Raw genomic sequence first — 20,362 nt, forward strand, 5'->3', positions numbered from 1 at the left:
CGGTTGTTCACGGGCGGATGCGATAGCGATGGCGACGTCTGGTCCGCAGCTGCTCGGCCGGCACCGCGAGTGCCTGGCCCTGGACGAACTGCTGACCGGCGTGTGGTCCGGATCGAGCCAGGCGCTTGTACTGCGTGGTGAGGCCGGCGTGGGGAAGAGCGCGTTGCTGGACTACCTGGTGCAGCGCGCATCGCATTGCCGGGTCGCTCGCATCGGCGGTGTCGAGTCCGAGATGGAGCTGGCGTTCGCGGCGTTGCACCAGCTCTGCGCACCGTTCGCCGACCACCTGGAGGTGCTTCCGGATCCGCAGCGCGCAGCCCTCGGCACGGCTCTCGGTCTGCGCGACGGCGATGTCCCCGACCTGTTCCGGGTCGGCCTGGCCGTGTTGAGCCTGCTGTCCGACGTCGCCGAGGAGCGGCCGCTGATCTGTGCTGTGGACGACGCGCAGTGGCTGGACGCGGCATCGGCGCAGGCGTTGGCGTTCGTAGCTCGCCGTCTCGGCGCCGAATCGGTCGGACTGGTCTTCGCCGTACGCCATCCGGTCGCCGAGCAGCACCTGGACGGGCTCCCGGAACTCCTCGTCTCCGGTCTGGACAGCGGCGATGCGCAGGCCCTGCTGGAGGCCGTGGTGGCGGGACCGCTCGACGAGCGGGTACGCGATCGGATCGTCGCGGAGACGCGTGGGAACCCGCTGGCGCTGCTGGAGCTGCCACGTGGCCGTTCGCCCGCTGAGTTGGCAGGCGGTTTCGGGCTGGACGGCGCGCCCGCGCTGATGGGCCGCATCGAGCAGACCTTCCGCGAACGGCTCACCGACCTTCCACCGGCGACGCGGCTGTTACTGCTTGTCGCGGCTGCCGAGACGGTCGGCGATTCGCTCCGGGTGTGGCGCGCGGCCGCCGTACTGGGGATCGACGCCGATGCGGCCGAGCCTGCGACCGACGCCGGCCTGGTCGAGCTCGGTACGCAGGTGCGCTTCCGGCACCCGCTTGTGCGCTCTGCGGTGTACGGCGGGGCAGATCCGGCCGAGCGCCGACGCGTTCATCGAGCGCTCGCCGACGTCACCGATGCCGAGTCCGATCCCGATCGCCGAGCCTGGCACCTCGCTCACGCGACCCCCGGGCTGGACGAAGGCGTAGCTGCCGAGCTGGAGCGCTCGGCGGACCGGGCCAGAGCACGAGGCGGGCTGGCCGCGGACGCCGCCTTCCACCAACGCGCCGCCGAGCTCACACCCGATCCGGAGCGCCGCGCGCAACGTGCCCTCGCCGCAGCCCAGAGCAAACACAAGGTCGGAGCGCCGGAGTCGGCTCTCCACCTGCTGACAGCTGCGCAGGCGGGACCGCTGCCCGAACTCGATCGTGCCCGCGCGCAACTGCTGCGTGCGCAGATCACCTTCGCCACCACGCGTGGCCGGGACGCCGCGGCACTCCTGCTCGATGCGGCTCGGCGGTTGGAGAAGGTGGACGCAACCGTTGCCCGCGAGACGTACCTCGACGCGTTCGCCGCAGCGTTCTCGGCCGGTCGACTCGCAGAGCGCGGCAGTGTGAGCGAGGTCGCCGCCGCCGTACTCGCCGCCGACTATGGGCCGTCCAAGCGGTCGTGCGACCTGCTTCTCGACGGGCTCGCGCTGCTCACGACCGAGGGCTACCGCGTGGGAGCGCCGCCGTTGGCGGTTGCGTTGCGGGCGTTCCGTGACGAGCAGCTCTCCGAGGACGACCAGCTCCGCTGGCTCTGGCTGGCCTGCCACACAGCCCGGGCTCTGGGCGACGACGAGGCGTGGGACGAGCTCACCGCCCGCCAGGTAGCGCTCGCTCGTCGGGCCGGCGCGTTCTCGGTACTGCCTGTCGCGCTCAGCGACCGCCTCAGCGTGGAACTGTTCTCCGGACGGTTCGCGGTCGCCGCCTCACTCGCTGCTGAGGCGGACTCCGTCGTCGAGGCGACGGGCAGCCACCTGATGCTGCGTGGGCCGATCGCCCTGGCCAACTGGCGCGGGCTGGACGCCGAGGCGATGGCTCTCACGAAGGCGCGCCAGGACGACGTACTGCGTCGTGGCGAAGGACTCTGGCTCGTCGCCAACGATTGGGGCCACGCGATGCGGTACAACGGCCTCGGCCGGTACGACGATGCGCTGGCCGCCGCGCAGCGAGCCGCCGAGGATCCGTATGCGCTCGGACTGCCGATCCTGTTCTTCTCGGAGCTCATCGAGGCGGCCGTCCGCAGCGGTAACCCGGAGCGTGCCACCGATCCGCTCGCACGGATGGCCGAGATCGCGGAGTCGAGCGGCACCGACTGGGCGCTCGGGACATACGCCCGTTCAGCTGCCGTGTGCGCAGACGGCGCCGACGCCGAGGAGCTGTACCGTGAGGCGATCGAGCGGCTGTCGGGCATCCACATCCGCGGCTGCGAGACCCTCGCGCGCACCCATCTGCTGTACGGCGAATGGCTGCGGCGCGAGCAGCGCCGGGTCGACGCGCGCGAACAGCTGCGGATCGCTCACGAGCTGCTGTCCGGGATGGGCATGGAGGCGTTCGCCGATCGCGCCCGCCGCGAACTGCTGGCCACCGGTGAGACGGTCCGCAAGCGTACGGTCGAGACGCTCGAGGACCTGACCCCGCAGGAGCTGCAGATCGCCCGGATGGCGGCCGAAGGGCGGACGAACCCGGAGATCGGCGCGCAGCTGTTCCTCAGCCGTCGCACCGTCGAATGGCACCTGCGCAAGGTCTTCGGAAAGCTCGGCGTCGGTTCCCGCCGCGAGCTGCGGGACGCGCTGCCCGACGGCCGCGCCGCGGTCTAGTACCTCACTGGGGCGCGACCAGTGAGGTAGCACCGGGCAGCGCGACGGGCTCGATCCGGGGCGTCTGCGAGGAGTTTTGGGGCATCCAGTCCGATCGCGACCAGGAAGGCCCGACTCCCATGTTGAACACGGAACTGACTCCCCGCCACACACTGTCCCGCCGCACCGGCTATGCCGTGGCAGCGACGCTGATCGGTGTCGCCCTGTTCGCGTCCGGTGTGCCGTCGGCGCTCTACGGCACCTACCAGCAGCTGTGGGGCTTCTCGCCGCTGGTCCTGACCCTCGTCTACGCGACGTACGCCTTCGGTGTACTCACGACGCTGGTCCTCGCCGGCCGCCTGTCCGACGCCGCCGGCCGACGACCGGTCCTGCTCGGAGCGCTCATCGGACTGATGGCCGCGACCGTGCTCTTCGTCCTCGCCGATTCGGTGACCTGGCTGTTCGTCGCCCGCGCCCTCCAAGGCCTGACGACCGGCGCCCTGATCAGCACTGCCAGCGCTGCGTTGCTCGAGCTTCATCGAACCCGCGACGCCCGGGCCGTCAGTCTCGCGAACGGCGTCGCCAGCACGGTCGGCACCGGCCTCGGCGTCCTCGTCTCGGGAGCGCTGGTCGAGTTGCTGCCCGCGGCCCGGATCACGCCGTACGTCGTCCTCTTCGCGCTGCTCGCGATCGGGTTCGTGGCGGTCTGGCGGATGCCTGAGCCGGTCGCGACGCGCTCCCGTCCGCGGCTGACCCCGCAACTCCCGCGCGTGCCGGCGGCGATCCGCAGTCCGTTCGTGCTGGCGGCTCTCGGCGCAGTCTCCTCCTGGTCGATCGCCGGACTGTTCCTCTCCCTCGGTTCGCACCTGTCCGCTGAGCTCTTCCACACCACCAACCACCTGGCCGCAGGCGTCGGCATCTTCGCCCTCACCGGCTCGGCCGCCGTTGCGCAGCTCATCTTCCGTCGTACGGCGCCCTGGTCCGGCGCGGCCTTCGGATCGCTTGCTCTCGCGATCGGGATGGCACTGCTGGTCGTCGCCGCGGCCACCGACTCGGCGATCTGGTACCTCGCCGGCACAGTCATCGGCGGGAGCGGATTCGGCGTCGCGTTCCTCGGCGGACTGCGCGCCCTGACGGCCGTCATCCCCGCGGAGCACCGTGCGGCCGTCATGTCTGCCTTCTACATCGTCGCGTACGCCGCGATCTCGCTACCCGCCATCGCCGGCGGCACCGTCGCAGGCTTCGTCGGAGTACGCCCGACCTTCGAGATCTTCGGAAGTGCAGCTGCGATCGTCGCCCTCATCGTCGCCTACCTGGCCACCCGCACCCGTCCCCAGCCTTCGCACCAGCCCGTTCCCCACGCGGCACCTGCAACCTGCTGACAACTATCGGGCGGCGCTGATGCCGCCGACCATCCAGATGTCTCCCCTGGTTGCGCAGTCTCGTCCCGTCCAGGTGTCCATGAAGTGGTCGGCACCTCCGCCGCCGATGGTGAGGAGCGTGCCGGATCGCGCGACGACCTTGTTGGTGCCGTCGAGGATCTCGAAGGACTTCGAGTCTCCGCGGACGGTGTAATCGCGAGGCCAGACGAGAGTCACGTCGGATTGACCTGCCCGTACGCAACCGTTCGCGTCGGCGGTCAGCGTGGTCTGCAGCGCCGCCTCCATCCCGCTGGGGCCGTCGAAATCAGACTGAACGAGCCGAGGCGGGACAGTCGAATGCTTGGCTGCTGGCGGCGACTGTTCGCCGCCGGTGTTAACGGCCCAGGTGGTCCCTGCGATGACCACGGCCGCAGTAAGAGCCGCACCTCCGATCGCCAGCCGTCGGCTGCGGGTGCGACGGTGGCGGATGCGGGTGGCGACCGCGTCTTCGGCGAGGTCGACGGCGTTGCTGCCCTCGGCGGCGGTGGCTCGGAGCAGGTCTCGCAGGTCGTTGGTGGTCATTGGGTGCTCTCCTCGGTGACGCCGAGCTGCGTAGCGAGCTTTGTCCTGGCGTCGGCCAGGTGGCGTTTGACGGTGCCTTCGGCGCAGTCGAGCTCATCCGCGATCTCGGTGATCGTCAGGTCTTCGTAGTAGCGCAGGACGACGCACGCGCGCTGCTTCGGGGACAGGGCCGCGAGCGCCTGCCGGACCTCGTCTGCGACCGCGAGTTGGTCGTCGTCATGGTGCGGTACGTCGACCAGCAGGTGGCGGGTCGCGTTCCATCGCTTGAGTCGGCGGCGGCTGTCGATGTACTGGTTGAGCATCGCGCGGCGGACATAGGCCTCGAGCTCGTTGACGTCCGCACCGATCCGCCGCCGACTGAACACCCGCGTGAGCGCTTCCTGCACCAGATCACTCGCTGTCGTCGCGTCACCGGTCAGCAGGTAGGCGTAGCTCCGGAGCGCGCCACCCCGCGAAGCCAGCAACGCCCGAAACACAGGCTCCCAGTCCGCCACCACGCCACCCCTCTCACCCCCAAGGACGAACAACAGGCCCATCACGTTGGGGTGCCCCCACAACAATTCTCAGACAGACCTTGGCTGAGACCGGGCGAACCATCGCAGTTCTCGGGGTGACATGCGTGGATCGCGCGTCGGCTGATCCTCACCATGGGTGTGGTCGCGCGCGGGGCTGCTCCTGTACGCGGGCTGCTCCTGCGTGCGGGGCGGCTGTCTGGCGGGTCAGATTGTCGTTCTGCAAGTACTCTGACGGCGTGGGTATGGTGATGGCGGTGTCGTTCGAGCGGTACGGGCGGCTTTATTACCTGGACCCGGGTGAGTTTCGGCCCCGGGTGGGGGACAAGGTGCTCGTGCCTACTGACGACGGGCCTGAGGTGGCTGAGTGCGTGTGGGCGCCGCAGTACGTCACCGAGGAGGTTGGTGGGCTGCCGCTGTGTGAGGGCATCGCGACCACGAAGGACCTGGATCGGGACGAGCAGAACCGGCAGCGGCGGGCCGATGCGCGGGTGATTGCCAAGCGGACGATCCGGCAGCACGGGTTGCCGATGAAGGTGGTCGGGATCGATTTCGTCGACCGGCGGCCGGATGTCGACCAGTTGGTGATCGTGTACTTCTCGGCGCCGCACCGGGTGGACTTCCGCGAGCTCGTGCGGGATCTGGCCCGGGCGCTCCGGGCGCGGATCGAGCTGCGGCAGGTCGGCGCCCGGGACGAGGCGCGGTTGCAGGGTGGGATCGGGCCGTGCGGGCGGGACCTGTGTTGCGCGACGTTCCTGAAGGACTTCGAGCCGGTCAGCGTGCGGATGGCGAAGGACCAGGACCTCCCGCTGAACCCGCTGAAGATCTCCGGCGCGTGCGGTCGGCTGATGTGCTGTCTGAAGTACGAGCACCCGCTCTACCAGGAGTTCAACGCGAAGGCGCCGGCTCTCGGGAGCGCGGTGGAGACCCCCGCGGGTGATGGAGTGGTGGTCGGGCACAACGTGCCGAGCGACACCGTGGTCGTCCGGCTGGCGGCCTCGGGCCGGCGCTGCGCCTGCAGTCGCGCGGACGTGTGCTCGCCGCGGCAGCAGTACGAGGCATCCGGTACGACGACCCCGGACGCGGTACCAGTCGCACCAGCCGGTCCGCCGGACGCAGCACCAGCCGGTACGCCGGACACTGCACCAGCCGCGGACGTCGTACCAGCAGCAGACGTCACAGACGCCGTACCCGAAGAGACGACCGAGACCCGCGAGGAGCGGCGGGTCCGGAAACCGCGCCGGCGCCGCCGCCTGCACCATGACGACGAGGGAGAAACCGGGCAGTGAGATTCCGCAGGTCGACCGTGTTGGTGGCAGCTCTTGCGGTCCTGGCGAGCGGATGTGGGGTGGCCAGTCGCGCCCAGAACGCGGGCAGCGGTACCGAGGTGCCCGGCATCGGCAGCAACCCGCCGAGCGCACCGGTAGGCCCGATCCCCGCCGGGCTGGAGAAGTTCTACCAGCAGAAGCCGGACTGGGAACGCTGCGGCTCCAACCAGCAGTGCGCGACGATCCTGGTTCCGCTGGACTACAGCCAACCGGCCGGTCAGACGATCGAGCTGCGCGCGCGGAAGGTGCTGGCCCGGGACCGCGGCGGCCGGCTCGGTTCGCTGTTCATCAACCCGGGCGGTCCGGGCGCCTCGGGGCAGGACTTCGCCGCGCAAGCGCCGCTGCTGTTCGGCTCGTCGCTGCTGCGGAAGTTCGACATCATCGGATGGGACCCGCGCGGTGTCGGCGAGTCCACGCCGGTGAAGTGCCTGGACACCGAGCAGCTGGACACGATGATCGCCGCCGACGGCAGCCCGGACAACGCGGCCGAGATCAACGACCTGGACAAAGAGGCGAAGACCTTCGCTGCCGGCTGCGAGCAGCGTTCCGGTCGCCTGCTGCCGCATCTGTCGACCAAGGACGCGGCGCGCGACATCGACGTACTGCGCGGCATCGTCGGCGACCCGCAGCTCTACTACATGGGCATGTCGTACGGCACGTACCTGGGAGCGACGTACGCCGAGCTGTTCCCGAAGAACGTCGGCCGGATGGTGCTGGACGGCGCGGTCGACCCGTCGATCACCAACGAGCAGATGGCGATCGCGCAGGCGAAGGGCTTCGACAAGGCGCTGGACGCGTTCGCGGAGGACTGCGCACAGCGGTCCTGCAAGCTCGGCAGCAGCAAGACCGAGGTGCTCGCGAAGGTCGACCAGCTGATCAAGGACAGCGACGCGAACCCACTGCCCGGCGACGGGAACCGCAAGGTCACGCAGGCCCTGGTCGTCCTCGGCCTGATCTACCCGCTGTACCTGAAGGACTTCTGGCCACGCCTCGAGGACGCCGTCGCCGACGGGCTCGCCGGGAACGGCGCCCGCCTGCTCGCACTCGCCGACGAGTACACCGATCGTGAGCAGAGCGGGTACGCCGACAACTCCAACGAGGTCAACATCGCGATCAACTGCCTCGATCACCCCGACTTCACCTCGATCGCGCAGATCGAGGCGAACCTGCCGGCGTACAAGACGGCGTCACCGCGCTTCGGCGAGTTCCTCGCGTGGTCGTCGGTGTCGTGCGCGAACTGGCCGGTGAAGCCGCAGAACCAGCCGCACAAGATCACGGCGGCCGGCGCGAAGCCGATCATGGTGGTCGGTACGACCCGCGACCCGGCCACGCCGTACGAATGGGCGGTCAGTCTCGCGCACCAGCTGGAAAGCGGTGTCCTGGTCACGCGGGACGGCGACGGGCACACGGCGTACCTGTCGGGGAACGCCTGTGTGAAGAACGTCGTGGAGAGCTACCTGGTGCAGGGCAACACACCGGCCGCCGACATCAAGTGCTAGTTGGGCCGGGTGTCGCCGGACGCGACCGGCAGTTTGAGCGTGTCGGTCGCATGCTGGAGTACGGCGCGGAGGCCGGCCTCGTCCTGTGGGCGCCCGCCGACGGTGATCTCGACGGCTGAGGTCTTACCGCCGTCGATCGAGATCCAGCGCGACAGGCCCATCCGCGGCCCGCGGGCCTGGTCGGTGTACGTGTAGACCAGCGTGCCGTTGTCGCGGCTGAGCACCTTCAGGTTGCGCTCGTCGATGCTGTGCTCACGGCCCGCGACCAGCTGGTCCGGGGTCTGCTTGCTGCCTCGCGTGTCGAACCGGACCTGCCAGACGCCGGTCGGGTCGAGGAACTTCGGCCGGGTGCCGTCCTGGGCGCTCTTCCAGCCGGTCGGGACCTCGGCGGACACCGGGTCGTCGTCGGTGCCGAAGTTCTGTACGACGTACTGCAGCGCGCCGGGCTGGAGACAACTGGGACAGGCCGGGGTGCTGGGCGGGGCCGAACTCACGATCCCCACCGAGGTGTTGTTGTCGGTGGCGAACGGATTGCCGCCGTTGATGGCGAGCACCGCGCCGAACACGGCTACGCCGACGGTCATTCCCGCCAGCGTCATCAGCAGCGCCTGGTGCCTGGGCGTGAGCATCCCGACCTCGCTTCCCTCTCTCCCGCCCGATTATCGCTGACGAGAGGGGCGTCACCGCAAACCCACGCGTACGCTGGCACGTCGTGGAGATGTCCGAACCCGCGTTCCTGCAGGCTTTGCAGCGCTACAACGACGGTACGGCGGAGCGCGCCGACTTGAAACTGCTCACCAAGGAACTGCTGAAAATCCTGGTGGCAAAGGCGCCGGGCCACGCTGTCGAGGTCCGAGTCCCGCCGTACGGCGCTGTGCAATGCATCGAAGGTCCGCGACACACCCGTGGTACGCCGGGCGCGGTGATCGAACTCCCGCCGGAACTGTGGATCGACGTAGCGCTGGGCCGCACCACCTGGGCCGATGCCCGGTTGACCGGCAAACTCCGCGCCAGCGGCGAGCGCACCGACCTGTCCGGCCTGCTGCCGCTGGTCCGGGCGTGAAATGAGCCGCGGTGCTCCCCTGCGGCACCGCGGCTCACGTTTCATCGGATCAGTGCGCCGAGGTGGACCAAACCGCCGTACGGCCGTACACGATCACCAGGCGACCGTCGTTGTTCATCTGCAGCACGGAGCCCTTGCGGACGGTCTTGCTGGACCACAGTGCCTTCTTCGCGGCGCTGTAGACGACGAAGTTGCCGTCCTGCTGCATGACCGCGAACGCGCCCTTGCTGACGGTCTTGGTGGACCAGACCGGGGTCTTGCCGTTCTTCACCATGACCAGGTTGCCGTCGGTCTGCATCTGCAGGCGGTAGACCCGGCTGGGCGAGAAGAGCATGTCGTAGGGGTTCAGCAGCCGGCCGGAGCCGAGCGTGCCGATCACCATGTGCCGGAACCAGACCGCCTTGTTCCGGACGTTGTAGATCACCAGATTGGAGTCGTTCTGCACGGCGAGGTACGCGCCGGTGCTGCCGCCGGTGTTGCTGGCCCAGACCGGCGTGCGGCCGGAGATGACGACCAGGTTGCCGTCGCGCTGCATGATCAGGCTGGAGGCCTTGCGGTTCGTCATCGAGGCCCACAGCGCGGTGCGGCCCTTGTAGAGGACGGCGTTGCCGTCGGTCTGCATGATCAGCGTGTAGATCCCGTTCGGCGAGCGACGGTACTGGCCCGGCTTCAGGTACTCACCGGGCTTGACCACCGCGGACACAGCGGTGGTGCTCGCAGCGGTCGTGCCGGCCGCCTGTGCGGACGGGGGAACAAGCAGGGTGGCACCCGCGGCAGCGCCCACGGCGAGCGTGGCGAGCAGCCGGGTGCGTGCCGACTTGATCGAGATCATCCGGTTCTTCTCCGTTTCCCGAGAACCGGCCGGGCCTTCCCGGCCGGTGAGATTGACGCCCTGGGCAACCAATCGGTGCCACGCTAGGGCGCTCGGAGGGTCTCGACCGGACGTTTCGACGGTGCTCGAAAGGGTGGCCGGAAATCAGGTTCATCCCTGCCGGTAGGACCTGTCACTATGTTCCGGTGGCAGCAAGTCTCCGCACGCGACTGGCCCGGTTGCGCGTCGATCTGACCCCGTGGCGTGGTTCCCGTGACTTCCGCATCCTGCTGGTCTCCGGATCGGTCTTCTTCCTCGGCGGCATGGTCGGGTACGTCGCTCTGCCGTACCAGCTGTACCAACTGACCGGATCGAACTTCGCCGTCGGCGCGATGGGCCTGGTGACGATCGCACCACTCGTCGTGTTCGGCCTGTACGGCGGTGCGCTGGCCGACCACGTGGAACGCCGGACGCTGCTCGTCAGCACCGGGATTGCCCAGGTCGTGATCTCCGCGCTGATGGTCACCAACACCCTGCTCGCGCACCCGCAGATCTGGCTGATCTACGTCTGCGGCGCGCTGAACGCCGTCGCCTCCTCGCTCCAGCGGCCGTCGCGTGAGGCGCTGCTGCCGCGCGTGGTCCGCCACCAGGAGATCCCGGCGGCGGTCGCGCTGAGCTCCCTGACCTCGCAGGTCGGCCAGCTCGCCGGCCCGGCGCTGGGCGGCGTCCTGGTCGGTTCTGTGGGCGTGACCTGGGCGTTTGCGGTGGAGCTGACCGGGATCGTGTTCGCGACGCTGCTCTACACCCGGCTCGGCTCGTACAAGGCGGGCGACCACACCACCGCGCCGAGTCTGCGCGCGATCGGCAGCGGGATCATGTACGCGTACCGCCGCAAGGACCTGCTGGCGACGTACGTGGTGGACATGGTCGGGATGTTCCTGGCGATGCCGATCGTGCTCTTCCCGGCGTTCGCCACGGATGTCCTCAAGGAGCCGAAACTGCTCGGTCTCCTCTACAGCGCCGAGGCGATCGGGGCGATGTGCGCGAGCCTGACCAGCGGCTGGGCGAAACACGTCCATCACCAGGGCCGGGCGGTGGTGCTGGCCACGATCGGCTGGGGTGCCTCGGTCGGGATCGCCGGGCTGGCGCCGAACATCTGGTTCGCGATCGGGTTCTTCGCCCTGGCCGGAGCTGCCGACATGGTGTCGGTGCTGTTCCGCTCGGTGATCTGGAACCAGACGATCCCCGACGAGATGCGCGGCCGGCTGGCCGGGATCGAGATGCTCGGGTACTCGCTCGGACCGCTCGGCGGTCAGGCCCGCTCCGGTCTCGTCGCCGACCTGACCAGCGTCCGTACGGCGATCGTCAGCGGCGGCGCGCTGTGCGTCGTCGGCGTGGTCGGCGCCGCTGCCTGGCTGCGCGAGTTCTGGCGGTACGACGCGCGTACCGACGAACACGCCGTACGCGAAAGGGACCTCCGCGCGGCCCGTTAGTCTTCAAGACATCATGCGTACCCTGATCGCCGCCGGGCTGGCCGTCGTACTCCTTGCGGGCTGTAGCGGTCCCGGGCAGGAGAACGCGCCGAGTGCGCCGCCGCTGGTGTCGGTATCGCAGACGCCGAGCGAAACGCCTTCCGAGACGCCGTCCGTGACACCGTCGTCGACCTCGAAGCTCGCGGAGACGTTGTGCGTGCGGATGGACGCCACCCTGGTGAAGTCGACGCTCGCCGTGCCGGTCGCGAACATCCACCCCGAGACACCGCCCGCCGATTTCGGTGTTCCGACGTACGACGTCTGTCAGCTGACGCTCAGCAAGGCTCCCAACGGGCCGGTGCTGAACGTGGAGACTTCGGTGCTTCAGGCAACAAAGGCGACGCTGGCGGCGACGCAGAAGGCGTACGCGGCGACGAAGAAGGAGCCGGCCAAGCCGGCGCTGCTGGGCGAGGGCGGATACGGGACGAGCAGCTTCGTGGTGTTCTTGCTGGACGGGAAGCTGTACAAGATCGCCGGGCCCAAGGCCACGCTGGCGAAGTACATCGTGCTCGGGCAGGAAGCGATCCGGCAGGTGCCTGGGCTGCCGGCGGCGGATCTGCTGATCACCCGGCCGGACTGCGAGCGCGGCTCGGATGCGGCCGAGAAGGTCCTGGGCGTGCCGGCGTCGGCCCGCCGGGACGGTCAGACAGCTCTCGGCGATCCGGTCTGCGGTTGGGTCACCCCGACGGGCGCCCTGTACAGCTCGGCCCGCCGTACGACGCAAGCCGCGGCGCTGATGGTCCCGATCCGCAAGGCCGCGACCTCGCAGCCGATCCCGCTCGGCGACGAGGGGTACGTCGACACCGCGACCGGCCGCACCACGATCCGCGTCGGCGACGACAAACTTGTCGACCTGGTCCCGCTTCCGGCCCGCGCGATCAACCCGGACCTGATGACCCAGTTCGCGCTGGCGATGTCCTCGCTCTACACGCGCTGAGCTCGCTAGCTGTTCGTCGGTACGGACGCGATTGTGGCGATGGCCTCGGTGATCTCGGTGGTGGTGCGGGCGGCGTAGCCGAGAACCAGGCCGGGGGCGTGGGGGAGTTGGCTGTGCCAGGAGAGAGGGTGGGTTTTGACGCCCTTGGCCAGGGCCGACGCGGCCAGTTCTGTGTCGTTGATGGTGTCGGCGAGGGTGATCGTGAGGTGCAGGCCGGCGGCGGCGCCGTGGATGGTTGCGGTGGGCAAATAGTTGTGGATGGCGGTGACCATCGCATCGCGGCGGATGCGGTGGCGGCGGCGGAGGAAGTGCAGGTGGCGTTCGAGTTCGCCGGACTCCATCAGGTGGGCGAGGGTGAGCTGCGGGAGCGCCGCGTTGCCGAGGTCGGCCAGGCGTTTGCGGCCGATCAGGTCGTCCTTGTACTGCGGGGGCGCGAGCATCCAGCCGATCCGCAGCGCCGGCGCGAGCAGCTTGGAGATGCTTCCGGCGTAGATCACCTGGTCGGTCAGCATCGCGCGCAGTGCGGGGACCGGCGGCCGGTCGTACCGGTGCTCGGCGTCGTAGTCGTCCTCGATGATCAGCCCGCCGTCCGCGGCCCATTGGATCAACTCGCGTCGACGTTCGCCGTCGAGTACGACACCGGTCGGGAAGTGGTGCGCCGGCGTCACCATGACCACCTTGGCGGCGGACTCACGCAGTACGTCGACCTGTAGGCCGCGGTCGTCGACGGGGATGGGCGGGGTGTGCATCCCCCAGTTCTGCAGGTGCTGCCGGGATCCGAGCGAGCCGGGGTCCTCGACGGCGATCTCGTGTACGCCGCGCTGGTCGAGGACCTGTGCGACCAGCCCGATCGCCTGCGCGACACCGGCCACGATGATCAGGTCGTCCGGGTCGGCGGCGATGCCGCGGTTGCGGGCCAGCCAGTTGGCGACGGCCCGTCGGAGTGCAGGGGTTCCGGCTGGGTCGCCGTACCCGAAGTTCGCGGACTCGAGGTCGTTCAGGACGGCTCGCTCAGCTCGCAACCACGCCGTTCGCGGGAAGGCCGCTAGGTCCGGGACGCCCGGCGTCAGGTCGATCCTGGCCGGTGCTGCGCGAAGGTTGTCGAAGATCTCCAGGTCAGGTGCACCTAGGACGGTTGTCGAGGTGGTTCGCCGGGGCTCCGTCGGCGTCGTACTGAACTGGGCTCGGGCGACGATCGTGCCGGAGCGGCCGTGGGTGGTGAGGTGGCCGTCTTCGGTGAGGCGTTGGTAGGACTCCGTCACCACGCCGCGGGAGATGCCGAGGTCGGTGGCGAGCGTGCGGGTGGCGGGGAGGCGGGTGCCGATCGGGAGGTGGCCGGTCGAGATCGCCGTACGGAGGCGGTCCGTGAGCCAGTCCGCGAGTCCGCCGGGCAGCGCCTCGGCCGGATCCAGTTGAAGGAAGTCCGCGCCTCCAATGGACCGACCACTTCTCCCCGGATTGGACCTGTTCACAGGACCATTGTGGCCGGATCGTAGAGGTATGGGAACTGACTACGTCCACGGCTACACCCCGGCAGAGACCCGCCGCCTGGCGGACCAGGCCGGAACGCTGGCCGACCTCCTCCACGGCGGCACCACGTACCCGGCCGGTAGCCGAGTGCTGGAAGCCGGCTGTGGCGTCGGCGCGCAGACCGTGCAGCTCGTGACCCGCAGCCCCGGGATCGAGCTCGTTTCGGTCGACGTCTCCGAGGAGTCGCTCGCCCAGGCGAAGGCCCGCGTCGCCGTACACGCGCCGGAAGCCACGGTCGACTGGCGTCACGCGGACCTGCATGACCTGCGGGACGAGAAGTTCGACCACGTCTTCGTCTGCTTCGTCCTCGAGCACCTCGTCGACCCTGGCAAGGCTCTGGTCGGTCTGCGCGACCTCCTCAAGCCTGGCGGCACGATCACGGTGATCGAAGGCGACCACGGGTCCGCCATCTACCACCCACGCAGTACGCAGGCCCAGGCCGCAGTCGACTGCCTTGTCGACCTCCAGGCCGAGGCGGGCGGCGACTCGCTCATCGGCCGGCGCCTCCAGCCGCTCCTCGAGCAGGCCGGGTACGACGACGTACACGTCGAGCCGCGCACCGTATACGCCGACGAGACGCTTCCGGAGCTCGTCGACGGGTTCACGCGGAAGACGTTCATCGCGATGGTCGAGTCGGTTCGCGAGCGCTCGATCGCGGCCGGCCGACGTACCGAGGCCGAATGGGACGCGGGCATCCGCGACCTGGAGAAGACCGCCGAGCCCGGCGGCACATTCCACTACACGTTCTTCAAGGGGGTCGGTCGAACATGATCGCTCTAGTCGTCCTCGTCGCCGCGATCTGCCGGGCGCTGAACCGCAACCAGCGCAGGCAGATCCGCCCGACACTCAACGGCATCGAGGACCGCGACCTGCAACGACTGGTCAAGGATCTACGCGCTCTCACCTGACCAATTCATGAACGCCTGGTAAACAAGTGGGTATGCCCCCGACTGAGCAGCTAGAGATCGAGACGAAGTACGACGTCGACGACAGTGTGATCCTGCCGGCGCTGCACGAGCTGCCCGGAGTCGCGAGCGTCGCCCAACCCGTCGAGCTGGACCTGGAGGCGGTGTACTACGACACCGCTGACCTCGACCTGGCCGCGAACAAGGTGACGCTGCGCCGCCGTACCGGTGGCGAGGACGACGGCTGGCACGTGAAGTTCCCGGTCTCGTCGGGTGAGCGGCTCGAGGTGCACTATCCGCTCGGGCGGTCGGTGCGGAGTGTGCCGATCGCGATCGTGCGGACGGTCCGGGTCCATGTGCGGGATCACGCGCTCGTACCTGTCGTGACGTTGCAGACGCGGCGCATCGTGCACCGCCTGCTCGACGCGGACGGCGCCGTACTCGCGGAGGTCGCCGACGACAACGTGACCGCGACGGTCGGGGACGGCGAGCCGGAGAGCTGGCGTGAGTGGGAGGTCGAGCTCGTCGGCGGGGACAAGCTGCTGCTCGAGGACGCCGGTGAGCTGCTGAAGTCGGCCGGTGCGCGTCCCGCGGGCGGTCCGAGCAAACTGGCGCGGGCGCTCGGCAACCGGGTGCCGTCGTCGGTGGATTGGACGCTGCCCAAGAAGCCGCGGACGTCGGACCTGTTCCGTGCGTACGCCGGTGCGCAGGTGCAGGCGATCCGCGAGAGGGATCCTGAGGTACGGCGGGATGTGCCGGACTCGATCCACAAGTTCCGGGTCGCGACGCGGCGGCTGCGGTCGGCGCTGGCGACGTACCGTCCGGTGATCGATCGGTCGGTCGGGGACGAGATCCGGGCGGAGCTCAAGTGGCTGGCGGGTGAGCTGGGTGTTGCGCGCGATGCGGAGGTGCAGCGCGAGCATTTCGCGGCCGAGGTCGCGGAGCAGCCGGTCGAGCTGGTCATGGGCCGCGTCGCCGGCCGGATCGACGACCACCTGCGCCGGGTTTACAAGGACGGTCGCGCGGGAGCGCTCGCGGCGCTGGAGAGCGAGCGGTACTTCCGGCTGCTCGACACCCTGGACGAACTGATCGCCAAGCCGCCGGTCACCGGCGACGATCGGAAGGCTTCCAAGCAGATCGGTGAGCTCCTGGACCACGACCGCAAACGGATGCGCAAGGCGGTCAAGCGCTCTCAGGCCGCGGAGACGGTTGCCGAGCAGGACCACGAGCTGCACGAGGTCCGCAAGGCGGCCAAGCGACTCCGGTACGCCGCGGAGTCCGCCGTACCTGTGCTTGGTGAGGAGGCGAGTGCGCTGGCTGCTCGGGCCGAAGAGGTCCAGGAAATCCTCGGCGAACACCAGGACTCCGTCGTCTCCCGCGACCTCCTCCACCAACTGGCCCTGGAAGTCTTCGCCGACGGCGGCAACCCCTTCACCTTCGGCCGCCTCCACGCCACCGAAGAAGCCCGCGGCAACACCTCCCGCGAGTCCTTCTACAAACTCTGGCCAACCCTCAAGTTCTGAGAACCCCGCGCGGGAACCAGCCCACCGCGGTGCTACGCGCGGCTCGTTCCTCGCCGTGCTACGCGCCGCCCCACCCACCCCCGGGCTTATCGCCCGGAGCATCCTTTCCGGCTATCGCCGGGTTCTTCCGGCTGTCGCCGGATCTGCGGGCTGCCGCCCGCACCCGTGCGCGCTACCGCGCGATCGACCGCCTCGTGGTGCGGCTGGTGCGTATCCGTCGAGCTGGCTCCCGCCCGCGCCCGTGCGTGCTACTGCGCGGTCGACCGCCTCGTGGTGCGGCTCGTTCGTACCTGACGAGGTGGCTGCCGGCAGTCCATCGCGGTGCTACGCGCGGGCTCTTCCTCGTGTTACGCGCCGTCCCTTCCACCTGCGGCTATCGCAGGAGCGCCTGACGGGCCGTCGCTTGGTCGCCGGCCGTTCATCGCATAGACTGAATCACTCATTGGTTGAGTGATTCAGGGAGTCGGTGAACCATGGCAGGGGTGGACGTTGGTGCGCTGATCGAAGGCGCTCAGGTGGCCGCGGGGTTGAGTCAGCGGGGGCTTGCCGATGCGACTGGGATCTCGCAGTCCACGCTCTCGCGGATCATTGCCGGTGATCGGGTGGCGAAGTTGCCTGAGATCGTGTTGATCGCTCAGGCGACCGGTCACACGGTCGCGCAGCTCACCGGGACGAGTGTGGTGGCTGACCGGGTGCAGTGTGTGGCGCGTGCGACCAACGACTGCAGCATGGATGGAATGCACGACACGTTGCTGCACTTCCTGGAGCTCGACAGCTACATGGACGATCAGGCGATTCCGCCGGCAGCCGGACTCGACGACAACGCGACGGTGAGCCCAGAGGTCGACGGGCAAGAGGCGGCAGCGCAGTTCCGCGCGCAACATCACCTGGGCGTGCAGCCGCTCGGCGATCTCGTCGCGATCATCGAACAAGCGACCGGGATCGATGTCGCAGTACTCGACGCAGATCCCGACGAGCACGGCATGACGATGCGCGACCCGGAGCGCGGCGCGGTCTTCATCGGTGTTGCCCGGACGCTGAATCCGATGCGCCAGCGCAGCACTCTTGCTCATGAGCTCGGACACGTGCTCTTCGAGGATTGGGCCGAGAAGAGCTCCGGTGATTGGAGCGCCCGGACACCGACGGAGAGACGGGCCGATGCGTTCGCGCAGCACCTGTTGATTCCGCAGGACGGCCTGGCGGAGTTCCTCGGCAATCGCGACGCCGCCAGTCCGGCGACCCTCTCCGCGATCGTTCAGCGATTCTTGGTGTCGCCGGCGATGGCAGCGATCGCACTGCATCAGCGCAAATACATCGACGCGAAAACCAAAGAGGACTGGAAAACCTGGACCACGCCCCAGCTCGCGGTCCGGTTCGGGTGGACCGATCACTATCACGTCCTGCAGGCGGACGCCGATCAACGTAGAGCGCCGCAACGACTGCTGGCAAGGGCGGTCAGCGGCTACATCGAGGGTGTTCTGCCTGCACGGGCGATCGCGACGCTTCGCGGCGTCAGCCTTGGTGACGTGGAAGCTGAGCTGAGCCAAGCCGGTGTTGTCGCCAAGCCACAAACCGTCGCCTGGGCCGCGGCCGAGGATCTTCCTGAGGTGGACGTAGACCTGTCGGACCTGGACGACGGCGGTACGGCGGATGAGTCGTAGGCCCATCATCGACGCTGGTCCCGGCCTGAACTTCCTGTCCATCAACAAAGAACGCCTGCTCATCGGCACGCTGGGTGCGCTCAGTGCCCCGGAGACGGTGCAGAACGAAGTACTTCGCAAGGCGACGCAAGATCCGCGCTTCAAGGCCGCGGAGAAGGTCTGGCGCAAGCTGTCCGAGCGCTGGATGCAGATCCTGCCCGACGACAACACACCGGAACTCGCAGCAGTAGTTCAGCGGCTCACCGACCTGCAGATGCCAGACCGGATGACGCAGTCCAAGGACCTTGGCGAGACGATGGTCATCGCGCATGCAGTCGTCGCTGCCGAGGCGGGAGAGATCGTGACCGTGCTCATCGACGATGGAAAGGGCGCTCTTCAGGCGACAGCGGAGATCAAGCGGCTCGAGAGGATGCGAGCTGCCGGCCGGGAGGTCGGGTCCATCAGGCTCATCGGCACGCTGACCGTCCTCGAGCGCGCCGCGGGTGGGAAGTACCTGACGGACAAGGCCGCGATGCGCGACGTCTACAGGCGGTTGCGTGAACTCGACGACGGCCTCCCGCCGATCGACTCCACCCACCTGTTGTCGCCGAGACTCTGGAACTGAGTCGTCCAGAAACGTGAGCCGGGCGGTCAGGTACTCGCCTACCTGGCCGCCCGGAGTGGGGCTGTCAGGCAGGTCCGCGTCGAATCAGCAGGACCTGCCTGACAGGTCTTAGTGGGTGACTGCCTTTTCGGCGCCTGCGCCGGTGAGGGAGCGGACTTCCATTTCGGCGAAGCGGTCTACGTCGACCGGCTCCTTGCTGGTGATCGTTCCGAGCCAGCCGAGGAGGAAGGCCAGGGGGATCGTGACGATGCCGGGGTTGTCGAGCGGGAACCAGTGGAAGTCGATGCTGGTGTCGGTGATCATCGACAGGCTGGCGTGGGTCTTCGCGTCGACCTTGCCGGAGACGACGGGGCTGAACACGATCAGGATGATCGTCGAGGCCAGGCCGCCGTAGATGCTCCAGAGTGCGCCGCGGGTGTTGAAGCGCCGCCAGAACAGTGAGTACAGGATCGTCGGCAGGTTCGCACTCGCCGCGACCGCGAACGCCAGTGCAACGAGGAACGCGATGTTCTGCCCGTTCGCGAAGATGCCGCCGATGATCGCGACGATGCCGATCACGACCGCGGTGTACCGCGCCACGCGGACCTCGCCGTCGCCGCTGATCTGGCCCTTCTTGATGATCTGGCCGTAGATGTCGTGTGCGAACGACGTACTCGCGGTGATCGTCAACCCGGCCACTACCGCCAGGATCGTGGCGAAGGCGACCGCGGAGATGACGCCCAGGAGGACCTCGCCGCCGAGTTCGAAGGCGAGCAGCGGGGCGGCCGAGTTCGCCTTGCCCGGTGCGGCCTTGATGCGGTCCGGTCCGACGATCGCGGCAGCGCCGTACCCGAGGACGAGCGTGAACAGGTAGAAGATGCCGATGATCCAGATCGCCCAGCTGACGCTACGGCGGGCTTCCTTCGAGTCCGGCACGGTGTAGAAGCGCATCAGCACGTGCGGGAGACCGGCGGTGCCGAGCACCAGCGCGAGAGCCAGCGAGATGAAGTCCAGCTTCGTGACGCCGGTGGCGCCGTACTGCAGACCCGGGGACAGGAGTTTCTCGCCGGCGGCCGGGCTCTTGTCGACTGCTGCGCCGAGCAGGCTGGACAGGTTGAAGGAGTACTTCGCGAGCACCCACAGCGTCATGAGTCCGGCGCCGATGACCAGCAGCACGGCCTTGACGATCTGCACCCAGGTGGTGCCCTTCATGCCGCCGACCAGGACGTACGTGATCATCAGGATGCCGACCACGGCGATCACGATGCTCTGTCCGGCGCGGTGGCTGACGCCGAGCAGCAGCGCGACCAGACCACCGGCACCGGCCATCTGGGCCAGCAGGTAGAAGAAGCAGACGACCAGGGTCGAGATCGCGGCCGCCATCCGGACCGGCCGCTGCTTGAGGCGGAACGACAGTACGTCGGCCATCGTGAAGCGACCGGTGTTCCGTAGTAGCTCCGCAACTAGTAGCAGTGCAACCAGCCACGCGACGAGGAAGCCGATCGAGTACAGGAAGCCGTCGTACCCGTTCAGCGCGATCGCACCGGCGATGCCGAGGAACGACGCGGCGGACAGGTAGTCGCCGGAGATCGCGATGCCGTTCTGCGGGCCGGTGAACGACCGGCCGCCGGCGTAGAAGTCGGCCGCGGTCTTGTTGTTGCGGGAGGCCCGGAACACGATCGCCAGCGTCGCGACGACGAACAGCGCGAAGATGATGATGTTGACGGTCGGGTTTCCGATATCCGTTGCCAGTGGCAACATCAGT

Annotated in this window: 18 protein-coding genes; 12 read left to right on the forward strand and 6 right to left on the reverse strand. The window is 68.6% G+C overall.

Annotated elements, in window-relative coordinates:
* The first annotated feature begins 28 nt into the window (after positions 1-28).
* Together FDA38_RS01200 and FDA38_RS01205 are read left to right on the forward strand one after the other, a co-directional pair.
* Complete coding sequence (locus FDA38_RS01200) at positions 29-2,791, forward strand: ATP-binding protein (protein ID WP_137252214.1); 2,763 nt, start codon at positions 29-31, stop codon at positions 2,789-2,791.
* A gap of 119 nt (positions 2,792-2,910) precedes the next feature.
* The gene (locus FDA38_RS01205; RefSeq protein WP_137252215.1) at positions 2,911-4,152 is read left to right on the forward strand and encodes an MFS transporter; all 1,242 of its coding nucleotides are present in this window, start codon (positions 2,911-2,913) and stop codon (positions 4,150-4,152) included.
* Between the two features lie 3 nt (positions 4,153-4,155).
* Here FDA38_RS01205 and FDA38_RS01210 read toward each other — a convergent pair whose 3' ends face one another.
* On the reverse strand, positions 4,156-4,713 hold the full coding sequence (locus FDA38_RS01210) for a hypothetical protein (RefSeq protein WP_137252216.1): 558 nt from the start codon (positions 4,711-4,713) through the stop codon (positions 4,156-4,158).
* Positions 4,710-5,207, reverse strand: a complete 498-nt coding sequence (locus FDA38_RS01215) for a SigE family RNA polymerase sigma factor (protein WP_137252217.1) — start codon at positions 5,205-5,207, stop codon at positions 4,710-4,712. The genes FDA38_RS01210 and FDA38_RS01215 overlap by 4 nt, the downstream gene beginning before the upstream one ends.
* Positions 5,208-5,470: 263 nt before the next feature.
* Between FDA38_RS01215 and FDA38_RS01220 the strand changes: the two genes are divergently transcribed.
* Both FDA38_RS01220 and FDA38_RS01225 read left to right on the forward strand, forming a co-directional pair.
* Positions 5,471-6,514, forward strand: coding sequence for a PSP1 domain-containing protein (locus tag FDA38_RS01220; RefSeq protein WP_137254053.1), 1,044 nt, complete (start codon positions 5,471-5,473; stop codon positions 6,512-6,514).
* Entirely contained in the window at positions 6,511-8,052 is a 1,542-nt protein-coding gene (locus FDA38_RS01225; protein WP_137252218.1) for an alpha/beta hydrolase, read from the forward strand. Before FDA38_RS01220 ends, FDA38_RS01225 begins: the two co-directional genes overlap by 4 nt.
* On the opposite strand, the gene FDA38_RS01230 is transcribed toward FDA38_RS01225, so the two are convergent.
* Positions 8,049-8,681: a hypothetical protein gene (locus FDA38_RS01230; protein WP_137252219.1), complete on the reverse strand. Its 633-nt coding sequence runs from the start codon at positions 8,679-8,681 to the stop codon at positions 8,049-8,051. The two genes, FDA38_RS01225 and FDA38_RS01230, sit on opposite strands and share 4 nt — an antisense overlap.
* Positions 8,682-8,770: 89 nt before the next feature.
* Here FDA38_RS01230 and FDA38_RS01235 point away from each other — a divergent pair, with 89 nt between their 5' ends.
* Positions 8,771-9,115 (forward strand): sterol carrier family protein, encoded by a 345-nt coding sequence (locus tag FDA38_RS01235; RefSeq protein WP_137254054.1) that lies wholly within the window; start codon positions 8,771-8,773, stop codon positions 9,113-9,115.
* Positions 9,116-9,164: 49 nt separating this feature from the next.
* Here FDA38_RS01235 and FDA38_RS01240 read toward each other — a convergent pair whose 3' ends face one another.
* Entirely contained in the window at positions 9,165-9,947 is a 783-nt protein-coding gene (locus tag FDA38_RS01240) for a hypothetical protein (RefSeq protein ID WP_170989545.1), read from the reverse strand.
* A 185-nt stretch (positions 9,948-10,132) separates the two neighbouring features.
* Here FDA38_RS01240 and FDA38_RS01245 point away from each other — a divergent pair, with 185 nt between their 5' ends.
* The gene (locus FDA38_RS01245; protein ID WP_137252220.1) at positions 10,133-11,419 is read left to right on the forward strand and encodes an MFS transporter; all 1,287 of its coding nucleotides are present in this window, start codon (positions 10,133-10,135) and stop codon (positions 11,417-11,419) included.
* A 13-nt stretch (positions 11,420-11,432) separates the two neighbouring features.
* A complete protein-coding gene (locus tag FDA38_RS01250; RefSeq protein ID WP_137252221.1) occupies positions 11,433-12,395 on the forward strand; it encodes a hypothetical protein in 963 nt (320 codons plus the stop codon).
* A gap of 5 nt (positions 12,396-12,400) precedes the next feature.
* Here the strand turns inward: FDA38_RS01250 and pdxR are convergent, their stop codons facing one another.
* The gene (gene pdxR / locus FDA38_RS01255) at positions 12,401-13,867 is read right to left on the reverse strand and encodes a MocR-like pyridoxine biosynthesis transcription factor PdxR (RefSeq protein ID WP_137252222.1); all 1,467 of its coding nucleotides are present in this window, start codon (positions 13,865-13,867) and stop codon (positions 12,401-12,403) included.
* Between the two features lie 28 nt (positions 13,868-13,895).
* Here pdxR and FDA38_RS01260 point away from each other — a divergent pair, with 28 nt between their 5' ends.
* The 5 genes from FDA38_RS01260 to FDA38_RS01280 all read left to right on the forward strand — a co-directional run bounded on the left by FDA38_RS01260 (position 13,896) and on the right by FDA38_RS01280 (position 18,618).
* Positions 13,896-14,696 (forward strand): methyltransferase, encoded by an 801-nt coding sequence (locus FDA38_RS01260; protein WP_137252223.1) that lies wholly within the window; start codon positions 13,896-13,898, stop codon positions 14,694-14,696.
* The gene (locus tag FDA38_RS42020; protein WP_170989546.1) at positions 14,693-14,833 is read left to right on the forward strand and encodes a hypothetical protein; all 141 of its coding nucleotides are present in this window, start codon (positions 14,693-14,695) and stop codon (positions 14,831-14,833) included. The genes FDA38_RS01260 and FDA38_RS42020 overlap by 4 nt, the downstream gene beginning before the upstream one ends.
* A gap of 32 nt (positions 14,834-14,865) precedes the next feature.
* A complete protein-coding gene (locus FDA38_RS01265; protein WP_137252224.1) occupies positions 14,866-16,353 on the forward strand; it encodes a CYTH and CHAD domain-containing protein in 1,488 nt (495 codons plus the stop codon).
* 473 nt (positions 16,354-16,826) lie between these two features.
* Positions 16,827-18,014 carry an XRE family transcriptional regulator gene (locus FDA38_RS01275; RefSeq protein ID WP_233714456.1) on the forward strand — a complete coding sequence of 396 codons (1,188 nt, stop codon included), beginning with the start codon at positions 16,827-16,829 and terminating at the stop codon, positions 18,012-18,014.
* A complete protein-coding gene (locus FDA38_RS01280; protein ID WP_137252225.1) occupies positions 18,004-18,618 on the forward strand; it encodes a PIN domain-containing protein in 615 nt (204 codons plus the stop codon). Before FDA38_RS01275 ends, FDA38_RS01280 begins: the two co-directional genes overlap by 11 nt.
* A gap of 108 nt (positions 18,619-18,726) precedes the next feature.
* Here the strand turns inward: FDA38_RS01280 and FDA38_RS01285 are convergent, their stop codons facing one another.
* Entirely contained in the window at positions 18,727-20,358 is a 1,632-nt protein-coding gene (locus tag FDA38_RS01285) for a solute symporter family protein (RefSeq protein ID WP_137254057.1), read from the reverse strand.
* Positions 20,359-20,362 lie beyond the last annotated feature (4 nt).

It is taken from the genome of Kribbella jiaozuonensis (assembly GCF_005233875.1).
Taxonomy (GTDB): Bacteria; Actinomycetota; Actinomycetes; order Propionibacteriales; family Kribbellaceae; genus Kribbella; species Kribbella jiaozuonensis.